This window comes from Leptospira dzoumogneensis (assembly GCF_004770895.1).
Classification (GTDB): domain Bacteria; phylum Spirochaetota; class Leptospiria; order Leptospirales; family Leptospiraceae; genus Leptospira_B; species Leptospira_B dzoumogneensis.
Map to the genome: position 1 here is coordinate 41,433 of NZ_RQHS01000012.1, position 16,455 is coordinate 57,887.

16 protein-coding genes are annotated in these 16,455 nt (G+C 40.2%); 5 read left to right on the forward strand and 11 right to left on the reverse strand.

The genetic code is table 11. The features are described from left to right. The first annotated feature begins 17 nt into the window (after positions 1–17). Positions 18–422, forward strand: coding sequence for a DoxX family protein (locus EHR06_RS08020; protein ID WP_135756517.1), 405 nt, complete (start codon positions 18–20; stop codon positions 420–422). Positions 423–442: 20 nt separating this feature from the next. Continuing rightward, on the forward strand, positions 443–1,105 hold the full coding sequence (locus tag EHR06_RS08025) for a hypothetical protein (RefSeq protein WP_244288544.1): 663 nt from the start codon (positions 443–445) through the stop codon (positions 1,103–1,105). A 4-nt stretch (positions 1,106–1,109) separates the two neighbouring features. Here EHR06_RS08025 and EHR06_RS08030 read toward each other — a convergent pair whose 3' ends face one another. Next, entirely contained in the window at positions 1,110–1,340 is a 231-nt protein-coding gene (locus tag EHR06_RS08030; RefSeq protein ID WP_135756518.1) for a helix-turn-helix domain-containing protein, read from the reverse strand. A gap of 195 nt (positions 1,341–1,535) precedes the next feature. Between EHR06_RS08030 and EHR06_RS08035 the strand changes: the two genes are divergently transcribed. Further along, positions 1,536–3,089, forward strand: a complete 1,554-nt coding sequence (locus EHR06_RS08035; RefSeq protein WP_135756519.1) for an NAD(P)/FAD-dependent oxidoreductase — start codon at positions 1,536–1,538, stop codon at positions 3,087–3,089. Between the two features lie 48 nt (positions 3,090–3,137). Next, entirely contained in the window at positions 3,138–3,581 is a 444-nt protein-coding gene (locus tag EHR06_RS08040; RefSeq protein ID WP_135756520.1) for a DUF1801 domain-containing protein, read from the forward strand. Between the two features lie 33 nt (positions 3,582–3,614). Here the strand turns inward: EHR06_RS08040 and EHR06_RS08045 are convergent, their stop codons facing one another. The 10 genes from EHR06_RS08045 to EHR06_RS08090 form a co-directional block, all read right to left on the reverse strand. Continuing rightward, positions 3,615–4,043: an acyl-CoA thioesterase gene (locus EHR06_RS08045; protein ID WP_135756521.1), complete on the reverse strand. Its 429-nt coding sequence runs from the start codon at positions 4,041–4,043 to the stop codon at positions 3,615–3,617. Positions 4,044–4,064: 21 nt separating this feature from the next. After that, on the reverse strand, positions 4,065–4,784 hold the full coding sequence (locus EHR06_RS08050; RefSeq protein ID WP_135756522.1) for a hypothetical protein: 720 nt from the start codon (positions 4,782–4,784) through the stop codon (positions 4,065–4,067). Between the two features lie 53 nt (positions 4,785–4,837). Continuing rightward, positions 4,838–6,406 carry an FMN-binding glutamate synthase family protein gene (locus EHR06_RS08055; RefSeq protein WP_135756523.1) on the reverse strand — a complete coding sequence of 523 codons (1,569 nt, stop codon included), beginning with the start codon at positions 6,404–6,406 and terminating at the stop codon, positions 4,838–4,840. A gap of 94 nt (positions 6,407–6,500) precedes the next feature. Next, positions 6,501–7,298: a UDP-2,3-diacylglucosamine diphosphatase gene (locus EHR06_RS08060; protein WP_135756524.1), complete on the reverse strand. Its 798-nt coding sequence runs from the start codon at positions 7,296–7,298 to the stop codon at positions 6,501–6,503. Between the two features lie 135 nt (positions 7,299–7,433). After that, entirely contained in the window at positions 7,434–8,696 is a 1,263-nt protein-coding gene (locus EHR06_RS08065) for a porin (RefSeq protein WP_135756525.1), read from the reverse strand. 92 nt (positions 8,697–8,788) lie between these two features. After that, positions 8,789–9,181 (reverse strand): DoxX family protein, encoded by a 393-nt coding sequence (locus tag EHR06_RS08070; RefSeq protein ID WP_207797613.1) that lies wholly within the window; start codon positions 9,179–9,181, stop codon positions 8,789–8,791. A 58-nt stretch (positions 9,182–9,239) separates the two neighbouring features. Beyond that, a complete protein-coding gene (locus tag EHR06_RS08075; protein WP_135756527.1) occupies positions 9,240–11,174 on the reverse strand; it encodes an AMP-dependent synthetase/ligase in 1,935 nt (644 codons plus the stop codon). Positions 11,175–11,275: 101 nt separating this feature from the next. Beyond that, positions 11,276–13,072 carry a sensor domain-containing diguanylate cyclase gene (locus EHR06_RS08080; RefSeq protein ID WP_135756528.1) on the reverse strand — a complete coding sequence of 599 codons (1,797 nt, stop codon included), beginning with the start codon at positions 13,070–13,072 and terminating at the stop codon, positions 11,276–11,278. 131 nt (positions 13,073–13,203) lie between these two features. Beyond that, positions 13,204–14,634 (reverse strand): polysaccharide deacetylase family protein, encoded by a 1,431-nt coding sequence (locus tag EHR06_RS08085; RefSeq protein ID WP_135756529.1) that lies wholly within the window; start codon positions 14,632–14,634, stop codon positions 13,204–13,206. 181 nt (positions 14,635–14,815) lie between these two features. Continuing rightward, positions 14,816–15,328: an LB099 family protein gene (locus EHR06_RS08090; protein ID WP_135756530.1), complete on the reverse strand. Its 513-nt coding sequence runs from the start codon at positions 15,326–15,328 to the stop codon at positions 14,816–14,818. Positions 15,329–15,822: 494 nt separating this feature from the next. Here EHR06_RS08090 and EHR06_RS08095 point away from each other — a divergent pair, with 494 nt between their 5' ends. After that, entirely contained in the window at positions 15,823–16,215 is a 393-nt protein-coding gene (locus tag EHR06_RS08095) for a hypothetical protein (protein ID WP_135756531.1), read from the forward strand. Positions 16,216–16,455: the final 240 nt, after the last annotated feature.

Here is a 16,455-nt window from a genome sequence, read left to right on the forward strand (position 1 = left end):
TTTGGAGGAAATATAGAATGGGATCTGAAAACGTTTCGAAAGGCCAGCTCTGGACCGGTCGAGTGCTCAGTGGATTAGTTGTACTTTTTCTACTCTTTGATGGTGTATTAAAATTTTTCTTAGATAAAATGCCGCCGGAAGCTCAGGCAGAAGGAGCTAAGCTCGGCTATCCGACTGAGGTAATGCCTTACTTGGGAACGATCCTAATCGTCAGCACTTTGTTATACGCGTTTCCTAGAACTGCAGTTTTAGGGGCAACTTTACTCACCGGTTATTTGGGTGGAGCGGTTGCCACTCATGTTCGAGTTTTGAATCCTTTAGGTTCTCATATCTTATTTCCTATTTATTTGGGAATCATCTTATGGGCGGGCTTATATCTTAGATTTCCTAAATTGAGAGAAGTAACTCCTTTACAGAAATAAATAGAGAAGTCACGATGCGGATGATTCGGGCGACGAAAAATTTGTATCGTGACTGTTCTTTCGATTTGAAGTATAAATCCTTAATATTCTGTTTTCTATTCTTATATGTCGGTTGCGGCACTACGATACAAGTTGTCCAAGATCCCTTTAGAGATGTTACCGTAGTTAAAATGGACATGGATCACGAGGCCAAGGTAGACAACCCGAACAAAAACGTTTATTCTTACGGCGGTCAGTACGCGAAAGAGATTAAGAATGGTGTGATTTCACAAATCGTTCTGATCATCAGACTCCAAGGTTCTGAAACTCTTGCCTCTTTAAGTCAGGAAGCTTATATAAAAATTGATCGCAAATCTACGAAACTACTCCTATCCGATTCGAATTATTCCGCAAATCAAGTAACCGTTCGCACTCAAGTTCCTACAGTTATGGGGTCCGGAATCGGTTTTGGATACGGTTACGGCGCGGTTCCTATGACTAACACCAGGACTTCTACATTAACTTCTAATATTCTTTCCGGTAGATTGACTTTTACGAAAGAAATGGAGAATGATATTCTTTCTGCGAAATCGCTTCAATATAGATTGTATAGTGCGAATGACGGGATCGATCTATTCGTTTCCGATTCCCAGTTGGAGATCATCCAAAAGTTTATTAAGAATAGGGGAGAAGTCCCAAAATGAGTTTTTATTTCCGGGAGAATGCGGAGAAAAAATATACCGCAGGCTTTTCGTATAATTGATATAACTTTAAGAATATCTCCACTTCTAAAGAGATACTTCCTGACTCTATTTTAGAAATGAAACTTTGACTGGCCCCAATCTGCTCGGCGACTTCTGATTGAGTGAGCCCTGCTTCGATCCTTGCCTGTTTCAGGGACTTTAAGAATTTTTTCTTTTGTCTGTCCGTTATTTTCAAGGATCTGCCTGGTTTACCAACTTAGTGATAAATCTAGGATTTTTGCGATTCTAATTTTGATCTTCCCCCGGAATCTTCATTTTCGTTATAAAGCCTTTCCATTTATTCCAAATCTTCCTTAAAATTCCTTGCCTCCATCTTACTTTCTTTTTTAACTCCAATACATACAAATCCTAAAACTTTTGGTCCTGAACTATGACCCAAGAATTAGAACTTAGGCTTTTGCCTGAGATCGCCGAACAATCGGATCGACTCACAGAATATATTTCCAAATCCAAAAAGATCTCTTTATCGGATATTAAACATATCGAGGTCTTAAATCATTCTATTGATGCCAGACAAAAAACCGTCTTCGTCAATCTCAAAGTCAGAGTTTATATCAACGAAGAATTTGTGGCAGAAGAGATCCATCTGCCTGATTATCCCGATGTCAAAAATTCTAAAGAAGTGATCGTGATCGGAGCAGGGCCCGCCGGTTTATTCTCCGCTTTGGAACTGATCCAATCCGGTTTGAGACCTATCGTTCTGGAAAGAGGAAAGGACGTTAAATCAAGGCCTAAAGATCTTCAAAATATCAACGCTCATCATATCGTGGATGAGGATTCCAATTATTGTTTCGGGGAAGGTGGAGCAGGCACTTATTCAGACGGGAAACTTTATACAAGGTCCAAAAAAAGAGGGAATGTCCGCCGCATTCTGGAATTACTTGTAGGTTTTGGAGCAAATCCTAATATTCTAATAGAGGCTCATCCTCATATAGGTACAAATAAACTTCCTAGTATCGTTCGTAGAATGAGAGAAACCATCCAAGAAAGAGGCGGAGAAGTCCATTTCAACCAAAGAGTGACCGATCTGATCTTAGAAGGTAATTCTATCAAGGGTGTCGTCACGAAGAATGGGGATCGTTTTCTTTCCGACAAAGTGATTTTGGCTACCGGACATTCCGCTAGAGATATATTCGAGTTATTGCATCATAAAGGAATCGAGATCCATTTAAAACCGCTCGCTGTAGGTGTCAGGGTAGAACATAAACAATCTTTAATAGACTCTATCCAGTATAGCTGCGCAGACAGAGGGCCTTTTCTTCCTCCTTCTCCTTATAGTATTGTAAAACAGATCCAAGGTAGGGGAGTGTATTCCTTCTGTATGTGTCCCGGAGGAGTGATTGCGGCTTGCGCTACAAAACCTGGAGAGGTTGTGACAAATGGTTGGTCTTCTTCCAAAAGAGCAAGGCCTACTGCAAATTCCGGGATCGTGGTGGAACTAAGGCAAGAGGACTTTCTACCTTTCCAAAAATTCGGTCCTTTGGCTGCGATGGAATTCCAAAAAGAAATAGAACAGAAGGCTTGGATCGCCGGAGGAAAAACCCAAACTGCTCCTGCCGCCAGACTCGTGGATTTTGTAGAAGGTAAAATTTCTGCAGATCTTCCTAAAACCTCCTATCCTCCCGGAATTATATCTGCGGATCTTTCTTCTGTTCTTCCTAAATTTGTGATGAATGCGCTACAAAATGGATTCAAAGAATTTAATAAATCTATGAGAGGATATCTGACTAACGAGGCAGTGGTCCATGCTCCGGAGACTAGGACTTCTTCTCCCGTCAGTATTCCAAGAGATCCTGAAACTTTGGAACATATTCGTATCAAAGGTTTGTATCCTTGCGGAGAAGGAGCCGGATACGCAGGTGGGATCGTGTCCGCCGCTATGGACGGGATCAGATGTGCACAAGCATGTGCGGTTCATGTTTAGAATATTATACTTGTAGGAATTCCTACAAGGGTTACCTAAGAAATACCCATGGCCCAAAAAAAGGATCAGTTCCAAAAATTCACTAATTCAGATGTAGCGGAAACATTCTCAGAATATTCCCCCTTTATGAGAGAGAAATTATTTCGTTTAAGAGAACTTATATTCGAAACTGCAAAAGAGATCCAAGGAGTCGGTAAGATAGAAGAAGTCTTAAAATGGGGACAACCCAGTTATATCACTCCCGAATCCAAAAGTGGAACTACGATCCGAATAGACGCGCTAAAAGGGGAGTCGAAAGAATATGCGATCTTCTTTCATTGCCAAACGGATCTGATCCCCAGATTTAGAAAATTATACCCTAAAACATTCCATTTCGAAGGAAATAGAAGTATTATATTTTCTGAAAATACTAAGATCCCGGAAAAAGAATTAAAACAATGTATCTCTTTTGCGCTGACTTATCACTCGGATAAAAAGAAAAAGTCAAATTAAAAAAAAGAGATATACTTTGTTTTAGTGCACTCTTTAGAACCAGGATTTAAAAACATCCGGAATATTACTAACTGTTCTAGTAGCATAATCCATGAACACGAGTCCAGTTTTTGCATTACATACGATCTTGCCGTTGATCGGTCCGTCCGTATGGATCATTCTATAATATAGATCGCAGCCTTTTGCGCTGAAATCTCCCGCTCCGATCTCCACTCTGACCTGGTCTCCGAAAAACGCTTCTGCTTTATATTCCACTACCAGATCTGTGAGAATGATGCCATATCCGTTTACATCCAATTCAGAAAATCCTTTCTCTTTGAATAATCTCGCTCTGGATTCATGTAAAAGAGAAACCACTTTGTCATGAGCTAAATGTGCCGCAAAATTTGTATCATAAATCCTGATATTTAAGCTGGTGGACCAAGCCAATTTTTCGGGCAGATCCAGTTGAACTCTTGCCATTATTTATCCTTTTTGAATATACTAGTTGTCATAGCCCTTTTCTTTACGGGCTTCTTCTAATTTTCGGATTACATCTTCTGCTTCTTGTATCTTCTCCCTTTCCTCTTCCGGAGTCATCGTTTCCGGCTGGGCGGGGAGGGTTAGATTGTCCATTTGTGTATCATCTTTTAGGAAAAATATCCCGTAAGAGATCAGTCCTATGATCAGGCCTGAAATAATACTGATCCTTTGTCCTGCTTCTATTCCATAAAATAGGACTAAAATAACTAAGAAGGAAAAGTATATAAAGAATATCAAATATATGATAGATCCAAAAATCCCGGTAAATCCGAAGAATATTAGAAGTCCCAAGATCAAAAAAGAATTAGAAAGTTTGGAACTCAATTCTAATCCTCTATTTGTATCGAATGGATAAGAGAAAATTTTAGAAATTCCCAAAAGTATTCCTGTTCCGGCACCCAGATAAATTGTAGTAAAGAGCAGAGCGTATAAAGTTCCGAAAAATAAATCAGGTACAATTACTCTCGTAATCATATTCAGAATGGATCCGCCTAAGAACACATACTGCAAGCCTAGAGCTTTAAAAGAAAGGTGTGCGAAAAAATATCCGATCAAGATCGGGATAGAAGTTTGGATAAATAAGATGGAATATCCGGGGAAGGGCGCTTTTTTTTGAAGTTCTTCTTTAGGAGAACGAAGAAAGTTCCAGAAATTTTTGAAAAAGGATGAAATCAGTTTCATTCGGGTCCCGCAAATATTTACAGGGACCCGGCCTAATGCAAGCGATTTAAAAACTAACCGAGTGCAGTGATATTACTCGTGTAATCCATCATAGTGCTGAATTTTACGGGAGTTCTTTCGTATTCCAAAACTTCGGTCAGGGTCCTGAATCTATTTTGACCCGCTCCGATCTCTATATCGTTCCCTGTAAATTGAAGAGGGTGTTCATATCCACATGCATGGGCCACGGATAATAATTCCTTTCTAAACCCTTTGATATAGTTTGCAGCACGTTTTGCTTTTAGATCCACATCCAAACCTGCTTGTAACCATTTACTTTGTGTAGCCACGCCCGCAGGACAATGCCCAGTATGACATTTTTGTGCTTGGATACAACCGATAGACATCATAGTCTCTCTTGCTACGTGGATGAGATCACAACCCATCGCGAATGCAACTATGGCCCTGTCCGGAAAACCTAATTTTCCGCTGCCGATCCAAACAACTCTATCTGCAATCTCGTACTTTTGAAAAATCTTATATACTCTAGCGAATCCCACCTTAAAAGGAAGAGAAACGTGATCGGTAAAAGTTAATGGAGCCGCTCCTGTTCCTCCTTCTCCTCCGTCGATAGTGATGAAGTCAGGTCCATGGCCTGTTTCTTTCATTCTACCCGCAAGTTCCTCCCAAAATTTAGATTCTCCCACTGCACTTTTAATCCCTATAGGAAGCCCGGAAGCGGATGCTAATTTTTCTATAAATTCGATCAGGCTTTTTACGTCGTCAAACTCGGTATGTGCGTTAGGCGAAATACAGTCTTGCCCGGGTTTGATCCCTCTGATCTCCGCGATCTCTTTGGTTACTTTCGCTCCAGGTAAGATCCCTCCTTTCCCGGGTTTTGCCCCTTGAGAAAGTTTGATCTCTATCGCTCTTACGTTCGGATTTGCATCTAAACGTTTTAAAAAATGATCTAAGGAAAATTTACCTTTTTCATCCCTGGCACCGAAATATCCTGTGCCCAGTTGCCATACGACATCCGCGCCGAAATTATGATAGGGAGAAAGCCCGCCTTCTCCCGTATTATGATAACAACGTGCGATTTTTGCTCCTTTGTTCAATGAGGATACCGCTCTTTCTCCCAATGAACCGTAAGACATTGCGGAAATATTTACAACTGATGCGGGTCTATATAATTTTTTTCTGTTCCTGAATTCTCCCATTACTTTGAGAGAAGGGATCATGGAACTGTCACCTTCTATAAACTTTGCTTTGCTGTCGGAAAAAGGGAAGGCGGAATGTTTGATGATAGGATAACCCGCATCGTATAATAATTCGGTAGTTCCGAAACCGAAATTATTATTTTGCATTTTGGCTGTGGCGTATACCCAGGATCTTTCCGCCCTGTTAAAAGGCATCTCCTCTTTGTCGTTCGCCACCCAGTATTGTCTGAGTTCCGGTCCTATTTTTTCGAATAGATATCTGATATGGCCAACTATCGGAAAGTTATGTTTGATCGTATGTTTTTTCTGGAATATATCGTGGATAAAAACGCAGAGTAAAAAAAGAAAAACAACTCCAGACCAAAAAAGCCAAGCGTGCTCATCTATCAAGTTCAGATATTCTATCAATAGTTCTTCGGACATGCGCCGAAGTATAGCCGACAGGCAAGAAATTGCAAATTAGTTTTTAGAGATTCGGATCCTAAGCTATGAGTGATGCGGCAATATCAGAAAACAATCAAACATGTAAGACGAATTCTTTTTTGAATTCTTTTCTGGCAGTCATCCGAATTCCGGAAAATTTTTTGCCGTCTTGGATCACAAAACTATTACTCTTCACCCAGTCCCCCGTATTGATGATGTTCATTTTAGGGATACATAAAAAGTCGTGGGTATGGCCCGAGATCAATACCTTCTTATCTTGGTGGGTAAGTTTGGAAAGTTTTTGGTAATAATGTAATGTTTCTTCGACAGTGCTTGGATCTTGTCTGTTCAGATGTTTATGGTAGAAATTCTCCGAAAATTTGAATAATCCCGGAAATGCGGACGCGAATATGTGAAGGATCCTTAATACAAGAATGGAACCCATCCAGGTAAATTTATTGTATTGGCCTTGGTGGCCATGGATTGCGATCAGAGTTTCATTTTCCGCCTTCTCGCAGATGATCCAGCCTCTTTCGATCAAATAATGTTCTACTTTGGGGGTAAGCCTCATCAGGTAAGAAGTAGTGTCGTGGTTCCCTACAATATAATATTTTCTCCCGTTACCGGAAGAAAGCCTATCCAGACGTTCAAAAAGTTTATTAAATCTTTTTTTGCCTTTTACTCTTTGTAACCTTCTGTCCGCACTGAAAAACCAGTTTTCGATAATATCGCCGACCAGATACAGATTATCGAACCTGACTTCTTTTTTGTTCAGATGGTCTAATAATTGAAAAAGCTCTTTGTGTTTGTGGGATTTGATCTTCTTATTTAGAAGATAATGGATGTCCGAAATGAAAAACGCGTCGTAAAGTCTTCCTCTTCGAAATTTCATCTAGCAGAACGATACCTTCCTTCCATAAGATGAAATCCTGTAAGAATGTCAACGGATTCGAGGCTCGGATCGTCTCTCTAAAAACTTTCCGAGATGAAAAAACGATTACATTTTTTCCGAAGCTTACTCCTGCTTTTATAAAAATACTTGTATCTGGGCTCGGATCCTATGAGAACCCAGACTGTCCACATATCCTCCTTCCAAATAAGCGTAATCCGCCTGTATTTTCAAATTATGATCCTTTAGATAATAGGAGACCGCAAGTCCTCTTTCTCTGGAATAAGTAAGTTTCGGATCCGTTTTTCCCCAAGGCCTGTATTCTGAATATCTAAGAGCGACCCCTAGATTGTTCTTAAAAAGATATCCTAATTGAAAAAATCCTCCCTTAACGGATCTGGAATATTCGGTTAGAGTTCTATTCCCGATCTCTTTTTCCATAAAAGGGGAGTTCGCTCTTCTGGTCAGATATTCTCCGGAAGCGGAGAAACCTTTCCATTTAAATAAGAACTCTGCTCCTGTATTTGTGTAATCGAATCTTGCAAATTGATAAGTGTCTCCATGGGTGGAAAGTTCTCTATTCGTATTTTGATTATTCGCCGCAGCGACTGAGAGTGCAAGTTTCGGCTTTTCAGAATGTTCCAGATCCGGTTCTCCATTATCTGAAAAAACTCCCAAAGGATAATAGGTAAGTTTCCCGCTTGTGAGTACTCCACTTGAGTTGGAGCTCCTATTTCTTCCTTCTCCGCCGAAAACGCCCGTGGAATATCCTAAACAATTCCATCCGAATAGATTGGAAGAAGAGACTAAAACGCCCACGTCCCTGTCCAGATTCAATTCTTCATTCGAAACCGTTCTATCTACGAATTCCTGTAAACCGTCGGAGATGAATCTTTGGCGATTAAAAGGCACTTTCATTTGCCCGACTTTGATATTCGCATTATTAAATTTTGTATAAGATAGAGAAGCGTCCCTTAAAGGAACAGGTCTGTCTTTTTCCATATCTAAATTAGAAAAAGATAATTGAACGTAATACTGCCAGTCCTTGCCTAAAAAATTCCCGGAAAAAACGAGCCTGGCCCTTCTGGCTTGGAATTCCAAACCTTCCGTTTGTTTTTCTCCTTCTTCTTGCTCGATGGTTTCCACGGCTCTTTCCTGGAAACGAACTCTCATGTTCAGGAAATTTTGTTTATCGGAAGTTTCGAAAGAGAGCCCTTTCCCGAATCCCATACTAGTCAATATATGTTCTTGTAATTCTTGTTGCGGGTTCGGATTCGTTTCGGAGCTTTCCGTTTGGCGTTGACGGACCTTCTTCTTTTTGACCGATTTAATAGATCCAGCGTGGATTGATTGGGAAAATAGAAAGAATAGAAGTGTGAAAAATGAATAACGGGCTTTCATATTTTTCTTATCTTCAAAATTGGAACCTAGGTTTAGGGTGTCGTTCCTTTTTTAAAGATAAGAATTCGAAAGAATTTTCGAAAAATTTGGAACTAGGTGGGAGGTCTGTGGTCCCACTCTAGATTGAGTATGATAATGCAGGAAACGAGCACGCTCACTGCCATTGCGAATAATAAACCCCCGTCGTCATCTACTACGATCCCTAAAAATAGAAGATGAGATAATACCGCTCCTATCATCAAACCGAAACCGACTAAGGCTCCTACGAATCTGGATGCTGGGAAAATTAAAAGTGCTGCTACAAAAAATTCGACCGATCCTGTTCCGATCCTTCCCCAAGGTTCTATTCCCAAAGTGGAAAAGATATGAACCGATTCATCCTGCCCGGTGAATTTAAAAAATAAGGTCTGCAAAAATACAAGAGCCGAAAAAACGGAAAGTATCGTGGACAATCGATTCTTTACTGTTTGGGTCAAAACCGGCATAAAATCTCCTTTATCTTGGATTCGATCTTTACTCGGATTCGTTACGCCGAATGGAGTTTTATCTGAATAATTCATCTATTTGATTCTTATATTTATCCGAGACGACGTTCCTCTTCACCTTCATAGTCATGGTTAACTCGTCTCCAGGTTCGAATTTTTTGGGAAGAAGGTAAAAATTAGATACTTTTTCGAAATTTTTAAAACCGTTTTTAGAGGAAACTCTCTCTTTAATTTCCTTTTTGAACAATTCTCTCACGTCAGGATCGGAATTCGGATCGGCGATTTCTTGTAATAATTTGGATTTCCAATCCCGTAACTGTTTGTCTAATGCTTCCCAATCCGGGACAAGAAGGGCGCTTAACGTTTTTTGGTCGTGGCCCACTATCATTGCCTGCAGGATCAACTCGCTTTGGGTAAGAGCGAATTCGATAGGCTCCGGCTCCAAATTTTCTCCGCCTAAAAGTACGATCGTGTCCTTGGCTCTTCCCGCGTATTTTAACTCTCCTTGGGAGGTCCAAAGAAGAAGGTCCCCTGAATTCAGCCAGCCGTCCTTCATGGTCTCCGCAGTTTTTTCAGGATCCAAATAGTATCCCTGCATAATATGACCGCCTTTATGCCAAGCGATCCCTTTTACCCCGGGTTCGTGTATCTCTTCTCCCTTCTCATTTAAGATCTTAATTTCCACACCTGGGATACACCTTCCCAAGGTGCCAACTGTGATCTTATCTAATCTTCTTCTGGTGGAAGCTCCGCTCGTTTCGGTCATTCCGTATCCCTCTAAGATCGGAATTCCTATAGAATTAAAAAATCTATCTATATACTCAGGAAGTGCTCCTGCTCCTGAGATCGCGAATTTTAATTTTCCACCCAGGCTTTTTCGTATTTTAGAAAAAAGTAATTGAGCTAATATATTCGGTGCGAACCAGAAGAGTGTGCCGAATAGTCCGCTCATTCTATGGAAAAATTCTCCGAAAAAAGATCTAGGTTTTAAAGCGAATTCCAGACCAAAAAGTCTGCTCTTATATTTATAATAAGAATCTGCTACCGACTGGAAACTTTTGAAAATGAATTTAGCGACGGGAGAAGCATCCTTCAGTTTATCCTGTACCTTATTATAAAAACTTTCCCAAACTCTAGGTACTGAAAGAAGGAATGTAGGTTTGATATCCTGCAGATCCTGTCCCAGACTGGAAATTGAAGTGAATGCTTCCGAGGCTCCTGCTCTGACACATGCAGTCTCGATCAATCTTTCCGCGATATGCCAAGGAGGAAGATAGGCCATGGTCCTGTCTTCCGGAGTGATGCGAACATCGTCCAAGGCCAAGGACATATTCACGTTAAACACTATGTTCCTATGAGTCAGCATCACTCCCTTAGGACGACCTGTGGTCCCGGAAGTATAAACGATAGTTGCAAGATCGGACTCTTGGATGGATTCTCCTCTAGAATGAAATTCTAATTCTCCTTTTTCTTGGATCCATCTGTCTCCCGAAGAGATTAGATCATCTAGATGCAAAAGTTTGAATAGATGTCTTTGCTCGGAATGATGAGAAGATTCGAATAGAATGACTGTTTTTAAATGAGGAAAAGATGCGGAAGAAGAACCGATCTTACGGACCACTTCCGAATTTCCCGCAAAACAAACTTCCGCTTTGGAATGGTTTAAAATATAGATCAGATCTTCGAGTGTGGAGTCGGTTCCTCTAGGTACATCCACACTTCCGATATTCGTAATACCCATACTCGCCCAGATCCAACGATGTCCTGAATCTGCGATTAAACCTACATTCTCTCCTTTTTTGACTCCAATGGATATAAGACCCAAACCGATCCTAGTCACTAGTTCACCCAGCTCTTTAAAATTTAAGGATTTATAAGTTTTACCATCCGGTTTAAAAAATTGAGCAGGATGTTCCTTAAAAGAATCCGTAGAAGATTTTAAAGTCCAATATAATGTCTGAGAGTTTAAGAAGGGGAGTTTAAGAGGTTCCATGCGGGGACCGATTTTAATCCCAACTAGGCCAAGGGTCCAGGAAAAATTAAATTTTCATGATTTTCCCGAATGTCTTTCTCGAACGATTGTTTCGGAAAGGATCAATGACGTATATGATTTCGACCGAATGCTTTGGAATCGTATAGGTTTTTATCAGCTAATCCCAATAATTCTTGGTAAGAATGGATATCACGATCCGTATTACTGGAAACACCAATAGAAACGGTAACTCTAGTGAATGTACTCTCTGAATGAGGTATCCCCATATCTTCGACTGTCTGTAACATGTTCAAGGCAACTACAATGGCACCTTCGACAGGAGTGTCAGGAAGAATAACGGAGAATTCCTCTCCTCCGTATCTTGCGATCATATCGGAAGAACGATTTAAACATTCTTTTAATGCTTGGGCCACTTGGAAAAGAACTTGGTCCCCTTTTAAATGTCCGTAGGTATCGTTATACGCCTTGAAGAAGTCCACATCTATCATTAAAAGAGAAAGTGGTCTTTCCGTCCTAACGGATCGGTTCCATTCTCGCTCCAATTCCTGATCGAAAAATCTTCTGTTGGCGACACCCGTTAAAGGATCCATTAGAGAAAGTTCAAATAGTTTATCCGCTCTTTCCTTATATTCCTCTTTTTCCTTCTGGAAGGTATTGATCCTATCCACAAGTCCCAAAGAAAGAAGAATAACGTTACTCAAAACTCCTATCTTCAGCATTCCGGAAGCCATCTCTTCCGAATCAAAAAGCCCTAGCCTATTCAGTGAGAATATGAATACTCCTAGTAAGCTGAATATCCATGCACTTAAAAAGATCCTGGCCTTTCTATCCTTTCGAACACTCTGTACCAGCGAAATGATCATCAATACCAAGATCTCCAAAATAGGAAGGATCGCAGTAAAAGGCATTAGATATCTTAAGGCTATGAATACAGGCAGGATCGTAAGAATAGACCATACGATCGTAAGCCCTCGGATGAATATATGCAGGATCGGATAAGTATCCCTTGTTTGTAGATATTCCTCCGCAAATAGACCCAAAAATATCATTGCGATACATGTTGCCACGATAAAGGAAGAATTCACAAATTTAGGGGAATTCGGGACCAGAAACCAGAATCCATAACCTGAACTCATGATCAAAAAGTAGGTCACTGCAAAAATTAGAATTACATAATATATATATGTTTTCTCTCTGATCCCTAAAAATAAGAAAAAATTATAGAATACCATCACTCCCAGTGCGCCGAAATAGATCCCGTCTATAAGTAATGAGATCCTGGAAGAATGTTCCAGATTGGATTTGGTAACCAAATGAAGAGGAAGAGTGAGAGATCCTTCCGTCTTGACTCGGATGAACACTTCTATCTTTCCCTTGTCTTCTAAGGTTAAAGGAAATACGAAATATCTCTCTGCGATCGGTCTTTCTCGGAATGGAAGCATGTCTCCCGTATGGAATTCACCTTCTCTCCCTTTGGAATCTTTCCAATACACATCCACATAATCTATATGAGGATATTCTAAGGTAAGAAAACGTTCTTCCGAAAGAGATTCTTCCGCTTCTACAGAGAACTTAAGCCAATAAGGAGAAGGGTCATAGCCGAAGTTGGGCATTCTATCCGTATTCTTTTTGAATTCAACTTCCGAATCGGAAGCGGAGATATCCTCCCAGGTAAGTGTTCCTTCCATATCTTTGAAATAAGAGATCTCTTCTCTAAGAGGGATTTTACCGGCAGAATGAGAATCTAAATGAAGCACAGGACCCTGTTCCCGAACAGGGTCCGCAAAATAAGAATAGGGGAGGGCGAGAGAAAGCAACGCCGTCCATAAAACAAGAGGAAGGCGATTCCGAGTCTTGGATGTTTCGATCTTTTCGAATGTCTCGGAATCTTTTGGCATACCGAAAATATTCTTACCTACCTAGAGATGTCAAAAAACTTTCGCGGAAACGATACGATTTTGACGGTTCTTCTAGATAAAATATAACTTTAGAACTTCCGCAAACCTAAAAATTTATCTGAAATAGGTATTTAGTCGGGGTCTTTTTTAAACTCTTTTCTATTTACGAATAAAAATTGAGTTTCACTTCTTTTGCCGGAAGGAGTTTTGCCAATCACAGTCATGGCCGGATAAGTAGTCTTTTTGAATTCAGGAATTCTAATGATATATTCTGTATTCGACTTTCTTTGGGCGATACCTTCTTTGCCGCTGATCTTGATCGCCACAGACTTAGGGTCTAGACCTTCTACTATAACCGGAAAAGTATCTCCTGGTTTTACCCAAGAACCATCCAGGACTCCTAGTTGGATCTTAACAGGCGGAGAAGCGCTTAAGATAGAATTGAACCTGGACTGGGACATTCCCCAAGTTACCAAGGATCTATGGATCGTATAAGCATAAGTACCGGGAACGTTCTTCCCAGGATTTACAGTGAATGCCATTCTATAACCTGCGGCCTTTGCTTCTTCTATCACTCGAACGTCGAATAATCCGAATGGATAAGCGAGGTCCTGGATCTTTCTTCCGGTTTTAGCCTCAAGAGTTGCCTTGGAATCTTTGAGCTGGCTTCTGATCTCCGCTCTAGACATTGCAGGTAATTTAGGATGGTATACCGTATGAGAGCCTATATCTAAAACTCCACTGTCCAAAGCTTCTTTCAATTGGGCCCAGCTTAGATAAAATTTGTATCTAGGATTGGAAATCACGGTTGGATAAATAAAAACGGAAGCTCTCATCCCATATTTTTTCAATAAAGGAACAAGCACATCTCTGTGAGTTAAAGACCCGTCATCAAAAGTTAAAAGAACAGGACGAGAAGGGAAATCGGAACCGGTCTTTCCCTGTTGGTATTGGTAGAATTGGTCCAGACTGATAGTCTGGTAACCTAAAGACTTGAGATACTTAAATTGTTCTTCTAAAAGGCTGGGATCTAAATTATATCCACCCATTGGATCCTGGTTCCCAACCAAGTGATGATAACATAAAACAGGGATCCCTTTTCCATGGCCTAATTCCGCATTTGTATTCGGGTCTTTAGTATCGTATTCGGTTTTAGGAGGAAGTCCTGAAACTCCAGGAAGAGAATTTTCGTATTTCTTAGAGGCAGTTTCTTTTTCCTTCTCTTTAATCTCCTGCTTTTCCTTTTTAGAGACCTTGTTTTTCCCTTTTTTCCTGCGCTGTACTCTTTTGGATTTTTGGGAAGAAGGTTCCGCAGAAGCCACAGATTCTTCTTTTTCTTTTTTAACCTTTGCTTCTATCTTAGGAGAAGGTGAAGAAGTTTCTTCCGATCTAGGAATTTCTCTTTTAGGAGCGGAAGGTTTAGGACCTTCTTCCTCTTCTTGGTTCTTTTTGGACTTAGAGTCGGAACTTAAAAATTCACGTACAGGTCCTGCAGAAAGTACGGAAGAAGTGAAAATCACTAGAACGAGTAAAATGGAAAAGCGGCTGATTTGTTTATACATGGACGATCAGTTCCAAGATTCTTCCTGGCAGATGACGCGCAACTTTTTACCAAAATATGAAGTACGGTAAAAGTTTATAAAATAGGGGAGAGATATGTCTTTGAGGAAGGACTTTTAGGAGGATCTCTCTTGAAATTTATTGACAAGGCCCGTCTTTCGGAAAGATCGACGGGCAGGAAGTTTATTTTTTTCCTTTTTCCTTAATCAAACGTTTCAGAACAGATTCTGAATGAGCGCTTAGTTTAATAACCGCAGCTTTGTTCGGTTTCTTTTTTTCCAGTTCTAGTAGAATGGTGGAAAAACGGAACTTTCTGCGAATATGGTTCACAGCAGGAATAGAAGTTTTGAAAAGTCTAGCCAGTTCATGATCCGCATTTCCTTCCTGATTCAGGTCGTAAAACTTGGAAAGTTTGGCATCATCCCAAACGATCTTTTCGTCCGTCTTATAGTAGTTATGGTATTCTAGACGACGGCTGTTTCTTTCGTAAGAGCCTTTGTTTCTTTTTTCTCTCCAAAAAGGATGCCTATTCCTTGCATATTTTATGTCATCTATAGTATAACCGGATTTATTTAACCATTCTGTGGTAATACTGGACTTCTTAGGTCCTTCTAGTTTTGATTTGATGGAAAATTCAATGTACTGCTCTGGCGTTTTCGCAGAGAGGAGTTTCTTTTTTTCCTTTTCGTAATCCATATCCTTGCCTTGCGATTTCTAATGCACCGTCAGGTGTTATTTTATTTTTTAGTCGGTGGATAGTGTTCCTTACCTGGACCAATACCGAAACTCTTTTTCAAATTACGGTAGGAAAAAACAAAAAGCTTATTCGTCTGATCCGGGCTATGCAGAAGAGATTCGCAAAACCTCCTTTAAAGTATACTAAGCAACTTAGAGACTCAAATGCTCTTCCAAAGTTTGTCCCTCGAAGGACTACAGGAAGCCGTTAGCATGACCTCGTCCTCATACAGAAATATCATATGATAGAAAGTTTGTGTACGATTCATTATTATTAATCGAAGTCTGAAACATTTACGTTTTTCTGTCTCAGTTCCGACGAATAATTACGTTGCCCTCCTTCTTCTTTCTAACATCTATTAGACTTCGGTTTTTCGCTTCAGATATAATTCTATCTTTCGGAAAAAAGGAAACCAGCAAAAATGACTTAAGGTCTCCAATCGAGGTTAGTCATCATGTTATTCGAAACTTCAAATAAAGGCAGAATTAGAGTAGTTACGGCTTATTTGTGCCTTTTTTACTTATTCAATTTTTCCGTTAGCGCTCATGAAGAAGGACCGAATCACTCACACGTCGACCAATGTCGTGCTGATAAAGAAAAATACTGTAAGGAAAGTCCCAAGGGAGATGTTCTCTCTTGCTTAAAGAAGAATGAGGAAAATCTTTCCGAAGACTGCAAAGAATTACTACAGGAAGTCAGGGAAAAAGCAAAACTTAGAATGGAAGCCTGCAAAGAAGATAAGGAAAAATACTGCTCCAATCGAGGAACAGCTGTTATCCGTTGCCTCCAAGAGAACAAAAATCTTTTAGGCGAAAAATGTAAGTCCGCATTATTCATCTCCAAATAGGAAGTCCGAAATCTCGGTTCACTTTTCTAAGTCTGTATACAAAAGAAATTAAGTATACGAACTTTTGAATGTAGGCACTTCTACAAACTGTGGTAGAATCCATTTTGGTATACTGCACACTCTATTGTATACAATCAAAATGGATCTTCTATGTTTGTATACAAGGCTTAGAGACATCCAAACTGAACGATCGTATAAAGTTCATTCCGAAGAATGTTCAGGATTTTGTAGTCACTTCGA

Coding starts and splice junctions, on each gene's coding strand:
- EHR06_RS08035 (WP_135756519.1), top strand. CDS start 1,536: ATGACCCAAGAATTAGAACTTAGGCTTTTGCCTGAGATCGCCGAACAA.
- EHR06_RS08080 (WP_135756528.1), bottom strand. CDS start 13,072: ATGCCAAAAGATTCCGAGACATTCGAAAAGATCGAAACATCCAAGACT.
- EHR06_RS08075 (WP_135756527.1), bottom strand. CDS start 11,174: ATGGAACCTCTTAAACTCCCCTTCTTAAACTCTCAGACATTATATTGG.
- EHR06_RS08055 (WP_135756523.1), bottom strand. CDS start 6,406: ATGTCCGAAGAACTATTGATAGAATATCTGAACTTGATAGATGAGCAC.
- EHR06_RS08085 (WP_135756529.1), bottom strand. CDS start 14,634: ATGTATAAACAAATCAGCCGCTTTTCCATTTTACTCGTTCTAGTGATT.
- EHR06_RS08090 (WP_135756530.1), bottom strand. CDS start 15,328: ATGGATTACGAAAAGGAAAAAAAGAAACTCCTCTCTGCGAAAACGCCA.
- EHR06_RS08060 (WP_135756524.1), bottom strand. CDS start 7,298: ATGAAATTTCGAAGAGGAAGACTTTACGACGCGTTTTTCATTTCGGAC.
- EHR06_RS08040 (WP_135756520.1), top strand. CDS start 3,138: ATGGCCCAAAAAAAGGATCAGTTCCAAAAATTCACTAATTCAGATGTA.
- EHR06_RS08025 (WP_244288544.1), top strand. CDS start 443: ATGATTCGGGCGACGAAAAATTTGTATCGTGACTGTTCTTTCGATTTG.
- EHR06_RS08065 (WP_135756525.1), bottom strand. CDS start 8,696: ATGAAAGCCCGTTATTCATTTTTCACACTTCTATTCTTTCTATTTTCC.
- EHR06_RS08050 (WP_135756522.1), bottom strand. CDS start 4,784: ATGAAACTGATTTCATCCTTTTTCAAAAATTTCTGGAACTTTCTTCGT.
- EHR06_RS08045 (WP_135756521.1), bottom strand. CDS start 4,043: ATGGCAAGAGTTCAACTGGATCTGCCCGAAAAATTGGCTTGGTCCACC.
- EHR06_RS08095 (WP_135756531.1), top strand. CDS start 15,823: ATGTTATTCGAAACTTCAAATAAAGGCAGAATTAGAGTAGTTACGGCT.
- EHR06_RS08070 (WP_207797613.1), bottom strand. CDS start 9,181: ATGCCGGTTTTGACCCAAACAGTAAAGAATCGATTGTCCACGATACTT.
- EHR06_RS08020 (WP_135756517.1), top strand. CDS start 18: ATGGGATCTGAAAACGTTTCGAAAGGCCAGCTCTGGACCGGTCGAGTG.